General features: G+C 60.3%; 18 protein-coding genes. 16 read left to right on the forward strand and 2 right to left on the reverse strand.

Features of this window, described 5'->3' with window-relative positions; genetic code table 11:
• Positions 1-5: 5 nt before the first annotated feature.
• Positions 6-245: a hypothetical protein gene (locus ACKUUJ_RS01140; RefSeq protein ID WP_409064374.1), complete on the reverse strand. Its 240-nt coding sequence runs from the start codon at positions 243-245 to the stop codon at positions 6-8.
• Positions 246-438: 193 nt separating this feature from the next.
• Between ACKUUJ_RS01140 and alaS the strand changes: the two genes are divergently transcribed.
• The 14 genes from alaS (at position 439) to ACKUUJ_RS01210 (ending at position 13612) form a co-directional block, all read left to right on the forward strand.
• Positions 439-3096, forward strand: a complete 2658-nt coding sequence (gene alaS, locus ACKUUJ_RS01145; protein ID WP_409064375.1) for an alanine--tRNA ligase — start codon at positions 439-441, stop codon at positions 3094-3096.
• Between the two features lie 9 nt (positions 3097-3105).
• Complete coding sequence (ruvX, locus tag ACKUUJ_RS01150) at positions 3106-3534, forward strand: Holliday junction resolvase RuvX (protein ID WP_409064376.1); 429 nt, start codon at positions 3106-3108, stop codon at positions 3532-3534.
• Positions 3527-4948: an endolytic transglycosylase MltG gene (mltG, locus tag ACKUUJ_RS01155; protein WP_409064377.1), complete on the forward strand. Its 1422-nt coding sequence runs from the start codon at positions 3527-3529 to the stop codon at positions 4946-4948. The genes ruvX and mltG overlap by 8 nt, the downstream gene beginning before the upstream one ends.
• Before the next feature lie 2 nt (positions 4949-4950).
• Positions 4951-5448, forward strand: coding sequence for a YqeG family HAD IIIA-type phosphatase (locus ACKUUJ_RS01160; RefSeq protein WP_409064378.1), 498 nt, complete (start codon positions 4951-4953; stop codon positions 5446-5448).
• An 8-nt stretch (positions 5449-5456) separates the two neighbouring features.
• Positions 5457-5990, forward strand: coding sequence for a shikimate kinase (locus ACKUUJ_RS01165; RefSeq protein ID WP_409064379.1), 534 nt, complete (start codon positions 5457-5459; stop codon positions 5988-5990).
• Positions 5987-7096, forward strand: a complete 1110-nt coding sequence (locus ACKUUJ_RS01170; RefSeq protein ID WP_409064380.1) for a hypothetical protein — start codon at positions 5987-5989, stop codon at positions 7094-7096. Before ACKUUJ_RS01165 ends, ACKUUJ_RS01170 begins: the two co-directional genes overlap by 4 nt.
• 130 nt (positions 7097-7226) lie before the next feature.
• The gene (locus ACKUUJ_RS01175; RefSeq protein WP_409064381.1) at positions 7227-8357 is read left to right on the forward strand and encodes a M24 family metallopeptidase; all 1131 of its coding nucleotides are present in this window, start codon (positions 7227-7229) and stop codon (positions 8355-8357) included.
• 160 nt (positions 8358-8517) lie between these two features.
• Entirely contained in the window at positions 8518-9081 is a 564-nt protein-coding gene (gene efp / locus ACKUUJ_RS01180) for an elongation factor P (RefSeq protein ID WP_117583455.1), read from the forward strand.
• Between the two features lie 24 nt (positions 9082-9105).
• Positions 9106-9468: an Asp23/Gls24 family envelope stress response protein gene (locus ACKUUJ_RS01185; RefSeq protein ID WP_409064382.1), complete on the forward strand. Its 363-nt coding sequence runs from the start codon at positions 9106-9108 to the stop codon at positions 9466-9468.
• 3 nt (positions 9469-9471) lie between these two features.
• Entirely contained in the window at positions 9472-10056 is a 585-nt protein-coding gene (gene nusB / locus ACKUUJ_RS01190) for a transcription antitermination factor NusB (RefSeq protein ID WP_117583457.1), read from the forward strand.
• Positions 10057-10058: 2 nt separating this feature from the next.
• Entirely contained in the window at positions 10059-10325 is a 267-nt protein-coding gene (locus ACKUUJ_RS01195) for an exodeoxyribonuclease VII small subunit (protein ID WP_343007822.1), read from the forward strand.
• Positions 10326-10333: 8 nt separating this feature from the next.
• Complete coding sequence (locus tag ACKUUJ_RS01200; protein ID WP_409064459.1) at positions 10334-11137, forward strand: TlyA family RNA methyltransferase; 804 nt, start codon at positions 10334-10336, stop codon at positions 11135-11137.
• Entirely contained in the window at positions 11134-11994 is an 861-nt protein-coding gene (locus ACKUUJ_RS01205) for an NAD(+)/NADH kinase (protein WP_409064383.1), read from the forward strand. Before ACKUUJ_RS01200 ends, ACKUUJ_RS01205 begins: the two co-directional genes overlap by 4 nt.
• The gene (locus ACKUUJ_RS01210) at positions 11984-13612 is read left to right on the forward strand and encodes a DNA repair protein RecN (RefSeq protein WP_409064384.1); all 1629 of its coding nucleotides are present in this window, start codon (positions 11984-11986) and stop codon (positions 13610-13612) included. The genes ACKUUJ_RS01205 and ACKUUJ_RS01210 overlap by 11 nt, the downstream gene beginning before the upstream one ends.
• Before the next feature lie 262 nt (positions 13613-13874).
• On the opposite strand, the gene ACKUUJ_RS01215 is transcribed toward ACKUUJ_RS01210, so the two are convergent.
• Positions 13875-14732, reverse strand: a complete 858-nt coding sequence (locus tag ACKUUJ_RS01215; protein ID WP_409064385.1) for a MurR/RpiR family transcriptional regulator — start codon at positions 14730-14732, stop codon at positions 13875-13877.
• Between the two features lie 273 nt (positions 14733-15005).
• Here ACKUUJ_RS01215 and ACKUUJ_RS01220 point away from each other — a divergent pair, with 273 nt between their 5' ends.
• Entirely contained in the window at positions 15006-17015 is a 2010-nt protein-coding gene (locus tag ACKUUJ_RS01220; RefSeq protein WP_409064386.1) for a fructose-specific PTS transporter subunit EIIC, read from the forward strand.
• A gap of 525 nt (positions 17016-17540) precedes the next feature.
• Positions 17541-17804: an HPr family phosphocarrier protein gene (locus ACKUUJ_RS01225; protein WP_409064387.1), complete on the forward strand. Its 264-nt coding sequence runs from the start codon at positions 17541-17543 to the stop codon at positions 17802-17804.
• Positions 17805-17911: the final 107 nt, after the last annotated feature.

Genomic DNA, 17911 nt, shown 5'->3' on the forward strand with positions numbered 1-17911 from the left:
TCCTATTAACGTTTCTTGAAGTTGTAAATGACAAGAAACGCGAGCAAAGCGATTGTTAAGGGGCCGGCTACATAGAAAAAGAGAACGTCAATTGCGCGTAGAGTGTAATAGGCTTTATCGCCGGACATTACTGCATACAATACGTAGCCAAATGCTGGTTGGTTTGCGTACCAGCAGGAGAAAGCCAAAAGCGCTAAAAGTGCTACAACCAGAAGTGCATTCAGGACAAATCGTTTGCTTTTCATCGATCGCTCCTTCCGGGTGAATCTTATATGTAATTATACAGTAGCCTTTTTCAAAGCATCGCATACTCCTAAATAACGTGCACTTTCGCTGGAGGGTCGCTGTTTGGCGGCCCTCTTTTTTGCACTGGCGCGGCGGGATGGTAATATCGTTACGTTTGAACTGTTTCGATGTGAAACCGAGGAGATTCCCTCTATGAGTGCTGACTACCCGTCAATGACTACGGCCGAGATCCGCTCCAAGTTCCTCAACTTCTTTGAGGAGCGCGGTCTTAAGCTCTATCCTTCTTCGTCCCTTGTTCCTGATGACCCCTCGCTGCTGCTCGCCAACGCCGGCATGAACCAGTTTAAGGAGTACTACCAGGGCAAGAAGACCATGAAGGAGATTGGCGCGATCTCCTGCCAGAAGTGCGTCCGCACCAACGACATCGACTGCATCGGTGAGGACGGCCGTCACCTGTCCTTCTTTGAGATGCTCGGCGACTTCTCCTTTGGCGGCGTCTCCAAGCAGCAGGCCTGCGCTTGGGCCTTTGAGCTCATCACCAAGGAGTTCAAACTGCCGCTCGACCGCCTGTACTTTACCGTCTTTACCGAGGACGACGAGACCCACGACGTGTGGCGCTCTCTGGGCGTTGCCGAGGATCACATCTCGCGCCTGGGCGAGGACGACAACTTCTGGGCCGCCGGCCCCACTGGCCCTTGCGGTCCGTGCTCTGAGATCTACTTTGACATGGGCGAGGAGGTCGGTTGCGGCAGCCCCGACTGCAAGCCCGGCTGCGACTGCGACCGCTTCCTTGAGTTCTGGAACCTCGTGTTTACCCAGTACGACCGCCAGGAGGACGGCTCCATGCCGGAGCTGCCGCATCGCAACCTCGATACGGGCATGGGCCTGGAGCGCATGGCCGCTATCATGCAGCACAAGACCGCCAACTACGATGGCGATCTGATGCAGCACCTCATCAAGCTCGGTGAGGAGATCAGCGGCAAGACCTATGACGCCGACGATTACTCCGGTGCCAGCCGCTCCCTGCGCATCATCGCCGACCACTCCCGTGCCGTCGACTTTATGATCTCTGACGGCATCCTCCCCGGTAACGAGGGTCGCGAGTACGTCCTTCGCCGTCTGCTCCGCCGTGCCGTGTTCCACGGCCGCCTGCTGGGCATCGAGGGTGCCTTCCTGACCAAGTTCATCGACGAGGTCAACGCTCAGATGGGCGAGGCCTATCCCGAGCTGCTCAAGAACGTCGCACTCGTCAAGGGTATCGTCGCCTCTGAGGAGGAGCGCTTCTCCACGACGCTCGACAACGGCCGCGTCTACCTGGACGAGGCCCTGGCAGCGCTTGCCGAGGGCGCCGTGCTCCCGGGTGATGTCGCCTTTAAGCTGCACGACACCTTTGGTTTCCCCATCGACCTGACCGTCGAGATTGCCGGCACCGCCGGCCACGACGTCGACATGGACGGCTTTACCGCTTGCATGGAGGACCAGAAGGCCCGTGCTCGCGCCAATGCCAAGGGCGATGCCTGGGGCAGCTTCAACGATGTGTGGGTCGAGCTTTCGGACAAGGTCGCTGCGACCGAGTTCGACGGCTATGACAACGATGTGATCGAAGGCGCCAAGGTTGTCGCCATCGTGCGCAACGGCGAGTCCGTCGAGTCCGCTGCCGCGGGCGATGATGTTGAGGTCGTGCTCGACCGCACCCCGTTCTATGCCGAGATGGGCGGCCAGCAGGGTGACGCCGGCGAGCTTTCCGCCGAGGGCGTTTCGCTGACCGTTTCCGATACCAAGAACCACAACGGCCTGTATGCCCACGTTGCGCACGCCGCCGAGGGCACGCTGACCGTCGGTGCTACCGTGACCGCCGCGCTCGACGCCGAGCGCCGTGGCTTCCTGCGCCGCAACCACACCGCCACTCACCTGCTTGACGCCGCGCTTAAGCACGTCCTGGGCGAGCATGTCTCTCAGGCCGGCTCGCTGGTGACGCCCGAGCACCTGCGCTTTGACTTCACGCACTTTGAGGCCCTGTCCTCCGAGCAGCTCAAGGCTGTTGAGGACCTGGTCAACCAACAGATCTTTGCATCTAAGCCGGTCGTGACCCGCGTCATGGGCATCGACGAGGCCAAGGCCGCCGGCGCCGTCGCCCTGTTTGGCGAGAAGTATGGCGACGTCGTCCGCGTCGTTTCCGTGGGCGCCGAGGACCAGCCGTTCTCCCGCGAGCTCTGCGGTGGTACGCATGCTGCCAACACTGCCGAGATCGGCCTATTCAAGATTATCTCCGAGTCCTCCACGGGCTCGAACGTCCGCCGTATCGAGGCCGTTACCTCAAAGGGCGCCCTCGACTACATGGCCGACCGCCTGGCACTCGTTGACGCCGCTGCCGCTGCGCTCAAGTGCCGCGTTGACGAGGTTCCCGCTCGTGTGGAGAACCTGCAGGCCGAGCTGCGCGAGACGTCTAACAAGCTCAAGAAGGCGCTGACCGGTGGCTCCTCTGACGCTATCTCCAGCGCCATCGAGGGTGCCGTCGAGCTCGACGGCTATAAGCTCGTCGTCGCTGAGCTCCAGGGCCTTGAGGCCGCCGACCTGCGCAACGTTTGGGATACCGTGCACCAGAAGGTCGCCGGCCCCGTTGCCTGTGTTGTTGCCAGCGTGACCGAGAAGGGCACCCCGGCCCTGCTCGCCGCCGGCTCCGATGACGCCGTGAAGGCCGGTTTCCACGCCGGCAACGTGATCAAGCAGATCGCGGGTCTGGTCGATGGTCGCGGTGGCGGCCGTCCCAACATGGCCCAGGCCGGTGGCAAGAACGCTGCCGGTATCGCCGATGCCCTCGCGGCCGCCAAGACCGCGCTCGGCGCCTAAGTAGTCGCTGTGGTCGCGCTCGCGCTGGACATAGGGGAGACCAGGATCGGCATCGCCGTCTCGAGCCGTGATGGCAAGATGGCGATGCCCGTCAAGGTGCTTCCGGCCGCTGAGGTTACCGGTATGGCCAAGACGTTCCGTTACCTGGTCGAGGACTATGAGCCCGACATCTTGGTAAGCGGGCGTCCCCTGACCATGGCCGGCGAGCCTGGCCCCCAGGCCGAGCGCGTTGCCGCCATAGCGCAAAAGATCGCCGACGAGCTCGATCTTCCGCTGGAGTTTGAGGACGAGCGCCTGTCCTCGCAAGAGGCCAAGCGTATCCTGCGCGAGCAGGGACTCAACGAAAAGCAGATGAGGGGCAAGATCGACATGATCGCCGCCAGCCTGTTCTTGCAGACGTGGCTCGATCGCAAAAACGAGGAGGTTTTGCATGTCTAGCGCTTTCGATCCGCGCCAGCCGAATCGTACACGACAGCCTGCGCCACGCCCTGTATCGTCCGGTCAGCGTCCGATGCAACCGACTCAGCGCGCGGCCCAACCCGCCGCACGTTCGGCGCAGCCCTCTTCTTGCCCCACTCAGCCCACTCAGCGTCCAGGCCAGCAGCCTGTTCGTCGTCCTGCTCAGCAGTCTGCTGCCCATACAGCCCAGCCCGCGGGCGGTTCCCGCTTTAAGCAGCAGGCTCCTGCCCAGCGCACGCAGGGACAGGCACTGCAATCACGCTCCCACGCACATCATGCTCATGGCTCGCACGGCGTTGCTCCGGCCACGCGCTCGAGCTATAACACGCGCGCTCGCCGTGGTGCCCAAAAGAAAAGCTCCCCGGTGCCTATGATTATCGGTGGCGTCGTCGTCGTGCTTGCGCTTGTCGCGATCGTTTTCTTTGTCGTGCCAGCTGTCAAGGGCTTTTTTGCTGGTGAGGATGCGAAAGTCACTGCTGGCCAGCAGGTTACTATCACTATTCCCGATGGTGCCTCGGGTGACAGCATCGCTTCGATTCTCTCCGAGAACCATATCGTCGAAAATCCCAAGGATTATTACGCGGCGGTCAAAAAGCTCAACGCCGACATGTCGCTCAAGCCCGGCACCTACTCGTTCACCACGCTCATGGACGCGACCAAGGTCGTTCAGCAGCTCATGGAGGGCCCCAATGCGGGCTCCGATGCACTGACTATCCCAGAGGGCCTGACGGTTGACCAGGTCGCCGATCGCGTGGTCAAGGCATACGACAGTATCTCCAAGGAAGACTTCCTCAATCAGGCAAAGGCCTCCAACTATGTGAAGGACTATAGCTTCCTTGAGGGCGCTGCAAACGATTCGCTCGAGGGCTTCCTATTCCCCAAGACCTATTCGTTGGGTAAGGATCCGTCTGCCGATGATGTGATTCGCGCCATGCTCGATCAATTCAACACCGAGTACAAGTCGCTCGATTTTGCCGGTTGCGAGGCCAAAATCAAGGAGCGCTACGGCGTGGATATGTCCGATTACGACATCGTTAACCTTGCCTCGATCGTCGAGCGCGAGGGCCTCAACGCCGAGCAGCGCGCGCACGTGGCATCGGTTTTCTATAACCGTCTGGCGGGCAAGCTCGATGGCCTGCGTTACCTCAATAGCGATGCGACCATGATGTATGTCACCGGCGGCGAGGTTACCGCCGACGACCTGCAGAGCGATAGTCCGTACAACACCTATAAGCATGAGGGGCTGCCGCCCACGCCCATCTGCTCTCCGTCGCTCGAGGCGCTTAAGGCCACCCTTGAGCCCACCGACTCCGATGACCTGTATTTCTACATTACGCAGGACGAGGAGTATTTCTCGCAGACCTACGAAGAGCACCAACAGTCTTGGAATTAAACATGAGGATTTTCAGCCCCAAACGATATGTTGCCTCGGTCGACCGCATCGACCTCGATACCCTTTGGGCCGACGGCAAGCGCGCCATTTTGCTCGACCGCGATAATACCCTGGTGCCGCGTGATACCGAGCAGGTTCCCACTGCCGTCTTGGCTTGGCTCGACGCCGCTCGCTCCAAGGGTTTTAAGCTGTGCATGGTGTCGAACAACTGGCATCGCGACCAGGTCATGAGCTCCGCACGCGAGCTGGGGCTCGAGGCCATCAGCCATGCCATGAAGCCCGCGCCGTTTGCTCTCAGGGCCGGTCTTAAGCGCTTGGGCGCCACGACCGACGAGGCCGTGCTGATCGGTGACCAGCTGTACACGGACGTGTGGAGCGGCAACTTTGCCGGTGTCGACACGATCTTGGTAAAGCCGCAGGCCACGCAGGACCTGTGGTATACGCAAATCTTCCGTATCTTTGAGCGCCGGGCCCTGCGCGACCTTCCCTGCGAGGAATAGGTTGCGTCATGTCCCAGCACACCAAGCACGGCTGCGACCATATCTTCTTTATCGGGTTTTTGGGTGCGGGTAAATCGACGCTCGCGCGCAACGTGGGCACCATGTTTAAGCGTCGGTTTATCGATACCGACCGCCTGGTCGTGCGTCGTTGTGGAAAATCGGTAACCGAGATTTTTGAGACCGAGGGAGAGGAGCGTTTTCGTGAGCTCGAAACCTCGGCGCTCCGTTCGCTCCAAAGCGAGCGCAGCCTGCTGGTTTCGTGCGGTGGTGGCATTGTCGAGACGCCGGTCAATATCGAGCTCATGCACCTGATGGGTACCTGCGTGTATCTCGAGGGTGACTTTGAGGACTCGATGCGCCAGATCCGCCGCTCCGACACGCGCCCCGATTTCCGCTCGCCTGAGCATGCGGCGCGCTTGTTCGAGCATCGACGTCCGCTGTATCGCCAAGCTGCCGATCTTACCCTCGATATTCGCAATAAGTCCTTTGAGGACGTTTCCTATGTTTGTGCCGAGATGCTTTTGGAGCGTGGACTGCTATGATTCGCCGTCAACTCATCAATTTCCAAAACCGCAGCGTCGATGTTCGCGTCGGCTTTGACGCGTTTAGCGAGCTGTCGCGCATGTTTGCCTCGGTCGTGGGCAAGCCCAAGCGCGCGATGGTTGTCTGGAACAGCGCTGTGTCCGATCGCTTTGGCGAGATCGTTGAGCACGCTCTGGTTGATGCCGGCTTTGCTGTGTCGGAGCTTTCGCTTGAGGTTTCGCCTGATGGCGCGACCTTGGCTGACGCCGATACTGTCTTTGGCGCACTGTCGGCTAACGGTATTACCTGCGATGACTTGGTTGTTGCTGTTGGCGATGCCGCAACCTGCTCGGTTGTTTGCTGGTGCGCCAACCAGTGGTGCGGACGCACGGAGTGCGCCCTGCTGCCGACGACCTTCGACGCTATGCTCACGGTCGCTACGACGATGGAGCCGCTCGTCGCCTCGTCGGCGAATGCGCTTCCCGCTATCGCGTTCCGTCCCGAGCCGGGCTTGGTCGTGTGTGACCTCGAACTTGTTCGCGAAGCGGACCCCGAGGACCTCAAGCTCGGTTATGCGGTACTTGTTGGCACCATGCTTTCGAGCAGCAAGTCCCGTTGGAATCAGTTTACCGAGACCATCCCCGAGATTCTCGCTGGCGAGGAAGTCGCGCTCGTCAATGCCGTTCAGTGGTCTCAGACTGCCCGCAAGGACGTACTGATGGCCACGAACCCGAGCGCTCGCCATGCGCTCGATTTTGGCAAGACGGGGGAGCGCACCCTTCGCGCCTGCCTGGGCGATGCCGCGGCGCACGTCCCCGCATACCAGCTCCTTTCCGAGGGTATGCGCTTTGAGGCGCGCCTAGCACATGATGCCTGCGACTTCGATATCGACTACGTGTTTGAGGTCGATGACTGCCTGGAGGACTTTGGCATCGAGGAGCTTGGCTTCGACCTGGAGCCCACCGCGTTTATCGAGGAGTTCCGCAAGCAGCAGTTCGCTCGCTCCAATCGTACGATGCTGCCGCTGCCTGCGGCACTTGGCGCCATTCGTCTTAACGCCGTGGACGACGATGTACTCGAGCGCCATGCGCAGGCGTATCTGGCTTCTCGCAGGGAACTTCTCTAATTTTATTGACATCCATCGTCTTTCGTATCATTTTGAGGGACGGGTTTTAATCGGTTGCGAATCGTTTACGGTTCCGTGCGCTGATTGAGTCCATCCCGCTTTTATTGAGGACATCAAGAAAGGAATCTGCATGTCTGAGTTTGCTGCCGGTCCTGCCGGTCGTATCGAGCGTGTCCGTGCCCTGATGGCCGAGCGCGGCTACGACGCCATCGTCGTGCGCGACGAGGCCAATCTCCGTTGGCTCACGGGCGTGAAGGGCGTCTTCGACTACACCTTCGAGTTCCCGCATGCCGCGTTTATTACGGCCGACCAGTGCCTGTTCCACACCGACTCGCGCTATCTCAACAGCTTTGAGGAGAACACGCCCGCCGGCAGCCCTTGGGTCTACGACATGGACGAGGGCACCATCCCCGGCTGGGTCGCCGGCAAGATTGCGGCCAACAAGTGCCGCGTCTGCGCCGTCGAGGATGACATGCAGATTAACTTTTACCAGGGTATCCAGCGTGGTCTGGAGGACCGCTCCGTCGCCTGCATGCTGCCGCTGATGCACGACGACATCCGCAAGATGCGTGCCATCAAGGATGCCGAGGAGATCGAGCTCATGCGTCACGCGCAGTCGATCACCGATGCTGCCTTCCAGCACATGCTCGGCTTTATTAAGCCCGGTATGACCGAGAAGCAGGTTCGCAACGAGCTCGAGAACTTTATGTTCGCCAACGGTGCCGACAGCCTGGCCTTCGGCTCCATCGTGGCGAGCGGTCCTAATACCGCCAACCCGCATGCCGTCCCGAGCGACCGTGTGATCGAGAAGGGCGACTTTGTCCTGATGGACTACGGTGCGGGCTACTGCGACTACCGCTCCGACATGACTCGTACCGTCGTGATGGGCGAGCCCACCCAGGAGCAGCTCGACCTGTACGCGCTCGTGCGCCGCACGCACGAGGAGTGCGTCGCCGCCATCCATCCGGGCGTCGAGGGCAACGACATTTTCAAGCTTTCCAAGAAGATCATCGGCGATGCCGGCTATGGCGATTACTACAACCATGGTCTGGGCCACGGCGTGGGCATCGACATCCACGAGCTGCCCAACTTCAACCGCAGCAAGAACATCATCGAGGTCGGCTCGGTTATCACCGTGGAGCCCGGCGTGTACCTGCCCGGTGTGGGCGGCGTGCGCCTGGAGGACTACGGCGTCGTTACCGAGAACGGCTATGAGCCCTTCACCAAGACCCCGCACGACCTGCACATTATCGATTGCTAAAACATCCCGTTGGGTTTTTGGGGGCGGGGCGTCCGAAATGATTCGGGCGCCCCGCGTTCTCTTTTTATGCGCTCGCCGCAGCCGCCGTCTGCAAGTGTATAATTTCGGTCGTATGTAATTTGGACGCTTGTGCGTCTCGCCAATAACAAGAAAGGTTGCTATGCCTACTATCTCTACCGCCGACTTCAAGAACGGCCTCGGTCTCCGCATTAAGGACAAGGTCTACACCATCGTCGAGTTCCAGCACGTCAAGCCGGGCAAGGGCGGCGCTTTCGTGCGCTACAAGACCCGCGACATCAAGAGCGGCCGCGTCGTCGAGAACACCTGCAACGCCGGCACCAAGTTCGAGAGCGTCATGCTCACCACCCGTGAGTTCCAGTACCTCTACAACGACGGCGCCGATTACATCTTCATGGACAACGAGTCTTACGAGCAGGTTCCCGTTCCCGAGGACATGGTGGGCGAGAACGCCAAGTGGCTGCGCGAGAACGACACCTGCCAGCTGCTCTTCGCCGACGACGAGCTCATGGGCGTGACCCCGCCGATGTTTATCGAGACCACCATCGTCCAGACCGACCCGGGCTTCAAGGGCGATACCGTCCAGGGTTCCACCAAGCCGGCCACCATCGACACCGGCGCTGTCATCCAGGTCCCCATGTACCTCAACGAGGGCGAGGTCATTAAGGTTGACACCCGCGACGGCAAGTTCGTCTCCCGCGTCTAGCAACCAACTCTTCTAGGAGGACTCATGCCCCAGGAAATCAAGATTGACGGCATCGGCATTTCGCCCGATGTTCTGACCGCCATCGTCTCGCGCGCCGTCACGGATGTCGAGGGCATCGCCTCCGTGGGCGTCAAGGACCTTGCCACCAACCTTGTCTCCATGATGCTTTCGTCCAAGGCCCCGGCTTCCGAGCCGGCGGTCGAGGCCGAGGTCATCGGCGACAAGCTCGCGCTTACCGTGCGCGTCGTGGTGTTCTTTGGCTATCCGTTCAAGAAACTCGCCGATGCCGTTCGAGCCGCCGTGGTTGCCGCCATCGACGCCCAGGTGGGCGTCGAGGTCGAGCGCGTTGACGTTTGCATCGACGGCCTCGTTTTCCCCAAGGAGTAACCTTTGAGCCTTAAGGTTTATCGCGGGCGTACGCTTGCCCGCAGTCAGGCGCTGCAGCTGCTGTTCCAGGCTGAGGCCACGGACAGCCCGCTCGAGCGCGTCCTCGAGGGCGATTTCCTGATCTCGAAGGGTCCCCTCGACCCCTACGCGCTGGAGCTGTGCCGCGGTGCCTACGAGCACATCGACCGCATCGACTGCGCCCTGCGCTCCGTTGCCAAGAACTGGGATCTTATGCGCATGCCCGGTGCCGACCGCAATCTGCTGCGCATCGCCGTCTATGAGATGCGCTTCCTCACCGACGAGGAGGTCTCGGACGCCATCGTTATCAACGAGGCTGTCGAGCTTGCCAAGGCCTATGGCACCGACCAGTCCGCGTCGTTCGTCAATGGCGTGCTGGGCAAGATCGCTCGTAGCGAAGAGCTACCGGGCGAGGACCTGTATCAGGAGCTGCTGGCCGAGGACCGTGCCCGCGAGGAGGCCCAGGCTGCCGAGGCTGCCGCCAAGGTTGCCGCCGCTCAGGCTGCGGCCGGCGTTCTCGACGAGGATGCCGAGGTCGCCGAGGCCGAGACCGGTACCGTCGAGGAGTAGCCATGCCAGAGGGTTCCGTCCGCAACTTCGACGAGATCTCGGACCGCTTGGACCAGATTATCGCGACCGTTCGCTCCAAGGATACGTCCCTGGAGCGTTCGCTCGATCTGTTCGACGAGGCGATCGAGCTGGGCTCCCGTGCGGTCGACATGGTCGATAAGTTTGAGCTGACGCCTCGTGAGGCCGATAAGCTTGAGCAGGAATACGATGAGGATGCGGCAAACGAATCCAAGGATAGCCAGGCCGCGTCTCCGGATACGAATGGTTGATGGCATTCATGAAACGTGTGCGTCTTGATGACGAACTGATTTCACAGGGCATCTGCGCCGATCGCGCGGATGCCCTTCGCACTCTTATGGCCGGCTTGGTCTCGAGCGGCGGCGAGCGTTTGACCTCGCCGGGTCTTAAGGTGACGCCCGGCCTGCCGTTGCACGTGAAGGGTCGTATTCCCTACGTGGGGCGCGGTGGGCTCAAGCTCGAGGGCGCGCTCGATGCGTTTGGGATTGATCCGACGGACCTTGCTTGCCTCGATGTGGGCTGCTCCACGGGCGGCTTTACCGATTGCCTGCTCAAGCGTGGCGCCGCCACGGTTGTTTCGGTCGATGTGGGTCGCGCCCAGTTTGATTGGTCACTGCGCCAGGACGATCGCGTGACGCTCCATGAACGCACCAATGTGACGCAGTTGCCCGAGCTCGGCTACGGCGGCGCTGTCGACCTGGCCGTGTGCGATGTTTCGTTTACGAGTATCGCGAATATCATCGACGCCGTGCTGGCGTGCCTGAAGCCTTCGGGTTCGTTCTGCACGCTCGTAAAGCCGCAGTTTGAGGCGCCGGCTGCGCTGGTGGGCGAGGGCGGCATCGTGACCGACCCCGCCGTCCGCCGCGATACGCTCGTGGCGGCGATTGAACTCTTTGCCGCCAAGGGCCTGTTCCCGCGCGACGTGTGCGTGTCGCCCATCCATGGCGCCAAAGGAAACGTTGAGTTTTTCCTGTACGGCACGAGGTTTGCCCCCGGCGAATGCACCGACGATGAGCTGCATTCCCAGGTATCGGTTTTGAGCGAGAAAGCTGCAACGCTATGAAGGTCTTTCTGGTTCCCAATTTCTACAAGCAAGAAGCGGTCGAGAGCGGCCTGATGCTCGAGCTTTGGCTTTCGCGCCAGGGCTACGAGGTCGCATGGGCTGCCGACCAGCGTTCCAAGATCCAGAGTGCTCCCGATGTTGACGATGCCGACCTGGTCATTACGCTCGGCGGTGACGGTACGCTGCTGCGTGCCGCTCGCATTCTCAACTACCGTGAGATTCCCATTTTGGGTCTTTCCTATGGTCATTTGGGGTTTTTGACGGCCGCGAGCCCCGAGGAGCGCGACATTTTGCAGGTCGTGAGCGATGCCCTGTCCGGCGAGCTCCATGTGAGCCGCCGTGCCACCATCGCCGCCGATATCGTTTCGGTTCGCGAAGACGGCACGAAGGATGTCGTGCGCACGTTTGCCCTCAACGATATGGCGCTTACGCGCGGGCCCCTGTCCGATATGGTCGAGTTCGATATCACGGTGTCCGGCCATCATATCGACCGCCTGCGCGGCGACGGCGTGGTTGTATCTACGGCGACTGGCTCCACCGGCTACGCGCTTTCCGCCGGCGGCCCCATCGTCAGTCCCGATTACACGGGCATGGTCTGTGTGCCCATCGCTCCGCATACCATTCAGGCTCGCGCCTTTTTGACCTCGCCGAGCGATATCGTCGAGATCTTTATGTCCGATGATCGCCCGAGCGTGCCGGCGATCGCCATCGACGGGCAGTTTATTACCTGCGATGGCACGGTCGAGAGCGTGGCCGTGCGACGCGGTCCCGGCGATGTGCTGCTGCTGGATTACGGCCCCGAGAGCTTCTATAACTCGGTGAGCCGCGTGTTCTACGGAGTGCGCCATGATCGATGAGCTGCAGGTTTCCAACATTGCACTCATTCGCGAGGCGACGTTGGTTCCGAGCGCGGGTCTAACGGTTCTGACCGGAGAAACCGGCGCCGGTAAGACCGCGCTGCTCTCGGCGCTTAAGCTCATTTTGGGCGAGCGCGCGGATTCGTCGACGGTGCGCGAGGGCGAGGCGCTTGCCAGCGTCGAGGCGCGTCTGTTTGACGGACCGCACGACACGGAGGGCTTCACCGTGCAGCGCAGCCTTTCTGCCGAGGGCCGCAGCCGCGTAAAAATTGACGGCCGCATCGCCAGCGTGCGTGAACTTTCGGAGCGCGTCGGCGTGATGATGGATCTTTGCGGTCAGCACGAGCACCAGCGCCTGCTCGACCCGGCGCATCATGTTGCCATGGTCGATGCCTGGGCAGGGCGCCCGGCACTCGAGGCGCTCGAGCACTACCGTGCTTGCTTTAAGGCATCGCGTGCGGCTGCCAAGGAGGTCCGTCGCGTCGAAGAGGCCTCGCGTGCGCAGGGGAGTCGCGTCGAGGAGGCGCGCTTCGCCATGGAGCGCATCGCCGAGGTCGACCCCAAACCGGGCGAGTATGAGGAGCTCGAGGAGCTGCTGCCGCGCTCCGAGCATGCTGAGGTGTTGGTGGCCACGGCCAACGATGCCCATGCATCGCTTGCAGCTGAAGGGGGAGCGCTCGATGCCGTGAACAGTGCCGTGGCGGAGCTTTCCCGCATGGCGACCGTCGACCGCAAGCTGGGCGACATCGCCGATGCGCTTTCGGATGCCTGCATCTCGCTCGAGGATTGTGCCAACGAGCTGCGCGCCTATCGCGATGGGGTCGCTTTCGATCCGCGCGAGCTGGCTCGTATGCGCGAGCGTTATTCCGATCTTAAGGGTTTGCTACGTCAGTGGGGACCCACCATGGGCGATGTCTTTGCCATGCGCGATCGCTCACAAGAGCTGTTGTCGCTGGTCGATGATGGTGATGAGCGGATCAAGAAGGCTCGCGAGGCGCTCGGGTGTGCCGAACGCGAGCTTTTTGCTGCTGCCAAGGCGCTTAAACGCGTGCGGAATACCGCAGCCCCTCGCTTTTGCCACGAGGTTGGCCGTCAGATGGCGCGCCTGGAGATGGGCGACGCCGAGCTCGTTTGGGAGTCGCGCGATCTTCCGCGTGCCGAATGGACGCTGGCGGGGCCTTCGAGCTATGAGCTTTTGTATCGCAGTGGTGCCGGATTGACGCCGCGCCCCCTGCGCCGCATTGCGTCGGGCGGCGAGCTGAGCCGCGTCATGCTGGCGAGCAAGGTCGTTCTCGGTAACGCGGACGGCGTGGATACGCTGGTGTTCGACGAGGTCGATGCCGGTGTCGGCGGCTCTACAGCACGTGCCCTCGCGAGCGTGCTGGCAGATCTCGCCGCTACGCATCAGGTGATTGTCGTAACCCACCTGGCGCAGGTCGCTGTCATGGCCGACAAACACTACGTGGTGAGCAAAGAGCCCGGCGACGTTCCCCAGACGCATCTGGATGAGGTGGCCGGGGACGCCCGCATCGCAGAGATCGCCCGCATGCTGAGCGGCGATCAATCGGAGGCAAGCCTGGCACACGGCAAGCAGATGCTGGAAGAGGCTCGAGGTTAGAACGAGCTGACAGTGTTGGCGGGGACAAAATATCAGCAATTGTTGCACCGCCACTTGCTTGTCTGGCCCGACCGTCAAAAACTATGCCGGTTTACTACGATGAATCGGCGTAGCTCGAGCACAGCTAAAATTGTAAAAAGAAAACCGCAGGTAGAACCCCTGCGGTTTTCTTTTAAAACACGATGTGGTCGCATATCACGATTTCATCGTAGTAAACCGGCATAGTTTTATCGGAATGGTACATAACGTCCCCTGATAAAACCTACTCCACGACCTTATCCGGCTGGATGAGCTCCTCGTAGTAGCTGATATGCTCGCGGGCGTCTTCAATCTCGGGCAGCAGGAAGTTGTATATAACCTCGATGATCATCGTGGCACTCATCTTGGAGAACGCAAAGTCGCCCGTGGTGAGCAGTGCCTCGTGGTTCACAGTATTAAAGGTGTAGTCGGCCAGGCGAGCAAGCGGGGACTTGCTGTCGCTGCTGATGACGACAACGGTGGCGCCACAGCCGCGAGCCGCTTTTGCCATGCGATTCAGTCGACGCGACTTGCCGGAGCTCGAGATCAGCACGATGACATCTCCGGGGCGCAGCGTAAGCGCAAAACCAATCGAGGTCTCGCTGATGGTGCTTGCCATACAGCGAAGGCCCAGCTGCGAAAACTTAAACGTCGCGTCGAGCGCGACGGCGTTGGTGTTGCCTACGGCAGCAAACTCGATAGCCCCTGCGTTCTTAAACGCGTGCACGACGGCTGCCAACGTGTCGTGGTCAATGCCATCGATAGTCGCATTAAGCTCGCTTACCTTTGCAGCGAGAATATTCTTGAGGCTCTGCTCCATATTGTCGAGCGAGACCTCGTCGGTGAGGCCTTCATTGCGCTGGCTTTCCAGATCGCGCGCTAGTGAAAACTGGAAACTGCGAAAACTGCCAAAACCCAGTTTGCGGCAGAAGCGCGAGACGGTTGCCTCGGAGGTTGCAGCGGCGCGCGAAAGCTGAGCGGCTGTCAGACGCGGGGCCTCGGACTGGTGCTCTAGGATATAGTCGACAATGCGCTGCTCGGACTCGCTGTACCCCCTGTGCATACTAATAAGGGAGAGTGCGCTCTTGCTGCTATCGGACATGGGATGGCTCCTGGCTGGCATGAAAATCGGACTTGTTTTGTAATGTCGTAGTATACGGGCATTTTCAATTACAAGATACATCTTGCCGTTTCAATAGTTGATGGTAAACTTTCATCGACCGTTTACGGTAATGAAAGAACCTTTCACCGGAGAAATGAGCTGTATTGCTTCTCATATAAGCGGTGGGTTGGTATCTTTCAGGTGTGGAAAAACGCGTATCGAAGCGCGTGTAGGGGAGCGCCCGCGGGCGCTGTACTCAAGAAGGAGGGACACATGGCTAAGTTTGACATCATCGCAGCCACCGGTTGCCCGACCGGCATTGCGCACACCTTCATGGCGAAGGAGGCGCTGGAGAAGGCGGCTGCCGAGCGCGGTCTGACCATTAAGGTCGAGACCCATGGCCAGGTCGGTGTCGAGAACGAGCTCACTAAGAGTGAGATCGCTGGTGCCAAGGCCGTCGTCGTCGCAGCCGACAAGGATGTCCAGGCGGAGCGTTTCGCCGGTAAGCCCATGGTTTCCGTTGGTGTTTCCAAGGCCCTGTCCGTCGAGGCTGCCGGCAAGCTGATCGACCGCGCACTCGCCGCCAAGGGCGACGATACGGTTGCCGCTGCTGCCGATGTCGAGGATGAGGTCGAGGAGAAGGAATCCATCGGCCACATCATCTATAAGCACCTCATGAACGGCGTTAGTCACATGCTGGTCTTCGTCGTTGCCGGTGGCGTCCTGACCGCCGTTTCGTTCCTGTGGGGCATCACGTCCTTCGATTCGACGGCTGCCGACTACAACAGTTTCGCCGCTATGCTCAAGATCATCGGCGGCATTGCCATGAACCTCATGGTTCCCGTGCTTTCCGCCTACATCGCCGAGTCCATCGGCAAGCGCCCGGCACTCGTCCCCGGCTTTGTTGCCGGTATGATCGCCATCCAGGGCCTGCCCGTTAACGCCGATACCCACATGATCGATGCTGGCGGCACCGGTGTGGGCTTCGGCTTCCTGGGCGGCATTGTCGGCGGCTTCCTCGCCGGCTATGTCATCCTTCTGCTCGAGAAGGTTTTTGCCAAGCTGCCCAAGAACCTGGACGGCCTCAAGGCCATCTTCCTGTACCCACTGTTCTCGACTGCTATCGTCGGTTTGGTCATGCTCGGCATCTCCGGCCCCATGGCTGCCATCAACACCGCCATGATGGATTTCCTCAAGGGTCTGTCTGCCTCTGGCGCTGTTGTCCTGGGTCTTGCTATTGGTTGTATGTGCGCCTTTGACATGGGTGGCCCGGTCAACAAGGCTGCTTACGTCACCGGTACCGCCATGCTCACCGAGGCCCTGGCTGCTGGTGTCGGCACCGACACCTATAACTTCGGCACCAACTTCATGGCTGCCGTCTCTGCCGCCTGTATCGTTCCGCCGCTGATCACCACCTTCGCCGTCATCGTCGGCAAGAAGTATTTCAGCCAGGAGGATCATGACGCCGGTGTCGTCAACCTCATCCTTGGCTGCACCCACATCACCGAGGGCGCCATTCCGTTCATGACCAAGAACATCTGGCCCGTCATGCCCATCATGATGCTCGGTTCCTCCATCGCCTCGATCCTGACCATTATGTTCAACGTCCACGATCCGGCACCCCACGGTGGCTTCCTGGTCCTGCCCGTTGTCGAGAACGGTCCGCTGTGGGTCCTCGCGATCCTCATCGGCGCCGTGGTCGGTGGCATCCTGTTCGTTGCCTTCAAGAAGTATGACTTCGAGAAGAACCAGAAGGCCGCTCCTGCCGCTTCCGCTAAGCCGGTCGAGGCTCCCAAGGCCGCTGCCGTCGAGGCCTCCAAGGCCGAGGCTGCCGGCTTCGTGAAGGTCGAGAATGTCTTTGTCGCCGAGGACTTCGCTTCTCGTGACGAGGCTCTGAGCTTCGTTTCCAACCAGGCCGTCAAGGCCGGTATCGCAAACGACGCCGACGCCGTGATGAACGCCTTCCTGGCTCGCGAGGCCGAGGGCACCACGGGCATGATGGAGGGCTTCGCTATCCCGCATGCCAAGTCCGATGCCATTACCGAGGCTGCTGTCATCGTCGTCAAGGACGACTCTGGCGTGACCGGTTGGGATACCATGGACGGCGCTCCCGTCAACGTGGCTATTGCCCTGCTCATCCCCGGTGCCCAGGCCGGCACCACGCACCTCAAGATCCTGTCCAAGGTCGCTGAGGCGCTCATGGACGAGGACTTCCGTGCCACCGTCAAGGGTTCCTCCGACGCCGCCGAGATCGCCAAGACGATCAACGCCCGTCTGGTCTAAACCCGCAGCACGCGTAAAACATCGCTCCCTGCATACAAGGCGGAGACCCCCTCTAGGGCCTCCGCCTATTTCTACCTCTCCCACAAGTTGCGGTGAAATAGGGACTGTTTAAACGATTCAACTCCAAATGCAGTCCCTATTTCACCGCAACTTGGAAGAAGGGGATAGCGCGGCCTGTCTATCGGATCGTCCGTGCGGATAAATATTCAGCCAGAATTCCGTTCGCACGATATTGCTCTGGACCGACCGAGTTTCCGCAGCTCGCCTGCCGGGCGGGGCGGTTAAGTTTGTCGCGAGTTCCGCACGCAAAGGAAAGCACTTAATGTGCTTTCCGTCTTGCGCAGGACTGTAGAGCAGCAAACTTAACCGCCCCGCCCGGCAGGCGAGCGTGCTGCAACGACATCCGTCCAATAATTCGTGCGAAACACAATGAAAAACAGTTTGATGTGAGTTAATATAAACAACGTCGTGAATATGGCTCCTGTCGCATGGCTGACAGGGGTTAAACACAAAAAGGAGTCAATTATGGTTTCTGAGAAGGCTACCCTCGTTAATCCTCAGGGTCTTCACATGCGTCCGGCTGGCCTCTTCGCCTCCACCATGGGCAAGTACGCCTGCGACGTGACGGTCGTCACCCCCGAGAAGGAGGTCAACGGCAAGTCCCCGATGGCCCTCATGGCTGCTGGTATCCCCTGCGGCACCGAGGTCGAGGTCAAGTGCGACGGCGCTGACGAGGCCGAGGCTCTGGCTGCTGCCATCGACCTCATCAAGAGCGGTCTTGGCGAGTAGAACTCAAACGGGTCGCATGTTGAACAACTAAGTTCATATTTGGGAGCGCAGTGACCTGTTTTAAGGTAACTGCGCTCTTTTGTCAAGGATATGGCAAAACGCTTTAT

The organism is Collinsella sp. wc0583, assembly GCF_046116915.1.
GTDB lineage: Bacteria > Actinomycetota > Coriobacteriia > Coriobacteriales > Coriobacteriaceae > Collinsella.

Bases quoted from the DNA above. Each gene is read 5' to 3' on its own strand.
- ACKUUJ_RS01140 (WP_409064374.1), bottom strand. From the start codon at position 245: ATGAAAAGCAAACGATTTGTCCTGAATGCACTTCTGGTTGTAGCACTT.
- alaS (WP_409064375.1), top strand. From the start codon at position 439: ATGAGTGCTGACTACCCGTCAATGACTACGGCCGAGATCCGCTCCAAG.
- mltG (WP_409064377.1), top strand. From the start codon at position 3,527: ATGTCTAGCGCTTTCGATCCGCGCCAGCCGAATCGTACACGACAGCCT.
- ACKUUJ_RS01160 (WP_409064378.1), top strand. From the start codon at position 4,951: ATGAGGATTTTCAGCCCCAAACGATATGTTGCCTCGGTCGACCGCATC.
- ACKUUJ_RS01165 (WP_409064379.1), top strand. From the start codon at position 5,457: ATGTCCCAGCACACCAAGCACGGCTGCGACCATATCTTCTTTATCGGG.
- ACKUUJ_RS01170 (WP_409064380.1), top strand. From the start codon at position 5,987: ATGATTCGCCGTCAACTCATCAATTTCCAAAACCGCAGCGTCGATGTT.
- ACKUUJ_RS01175 (WP_409064381.1), top strand. From the start codon at position 7,227: ATGTCTGAGTTTGCTGCCGGTCCTGCCGGTCGTATCGAGCGTGTCCGT.
- efp (WP_117583455.1), top strand. From the start codon at position 8,518: ATGCCTACTATCTCTACCGCCGACTTCAAGAACGGCCTCGGTCTCCGC.
- ACKUUJ_RS01185 (WP_409064382.1), top strand. From the start codon at position 9,106: ATGCCCCAGGAAATCAAGATTGACGGCATCGGCATTTCGCCCGATGTT.
- ACKUUJ_RS01195 (WP_343007822.1), top strand. From the start codon at position 10,059: ATGCCAGAGGGTTCCGTCCGCAACTTCGACGAGATCTCGGACCGCTTG.
- ACKUUJ_RS01200 (WP_409064459.1), top strand. From the start codon at position 10,334: ATGAAACGTGTGCGTCTTGATGACGAACTGATTTCACAGGGCATCTGC.
- ACKUUJ_RS01205 (WP_409064383.1), top strand. From the start codon at position 11,134: ATGAAGGTCTTTCTGGTTCCCAATTTCTACAAGCAAGAAGCGGTCGAG.
- ACKUUJ_RS01210 (WP_409064384.1), top strand. From the start codon at position 11,984: ATGATCGATGAGCTGCAGGTTTCCAACATTGCACTCATTCGCGAGGCG.
- ACKUUJ_RS01215 (WP_409064385.1), bottom strand. From the start codon at position 14,732: ATGTCCGATAGCAGCAAGAGCGCACTCTCCCTTATTAGTATGCACAGG.
- ACKUUJ_RS01220 (WP_409064386.1), top strand. From the start codon at position 15,006: ATGGCTAAGTTTGACATCATCGCAGCCACCGGTTGCCCGACCGGCATT.
- ACKUUJ_RS01225 (WP_409064387.1), top strand. From the start codon at position 17,541: ATGGTTTCTGAGAAGGCTACCCTCGTTAATCCTCAGGGTCTTCACATG.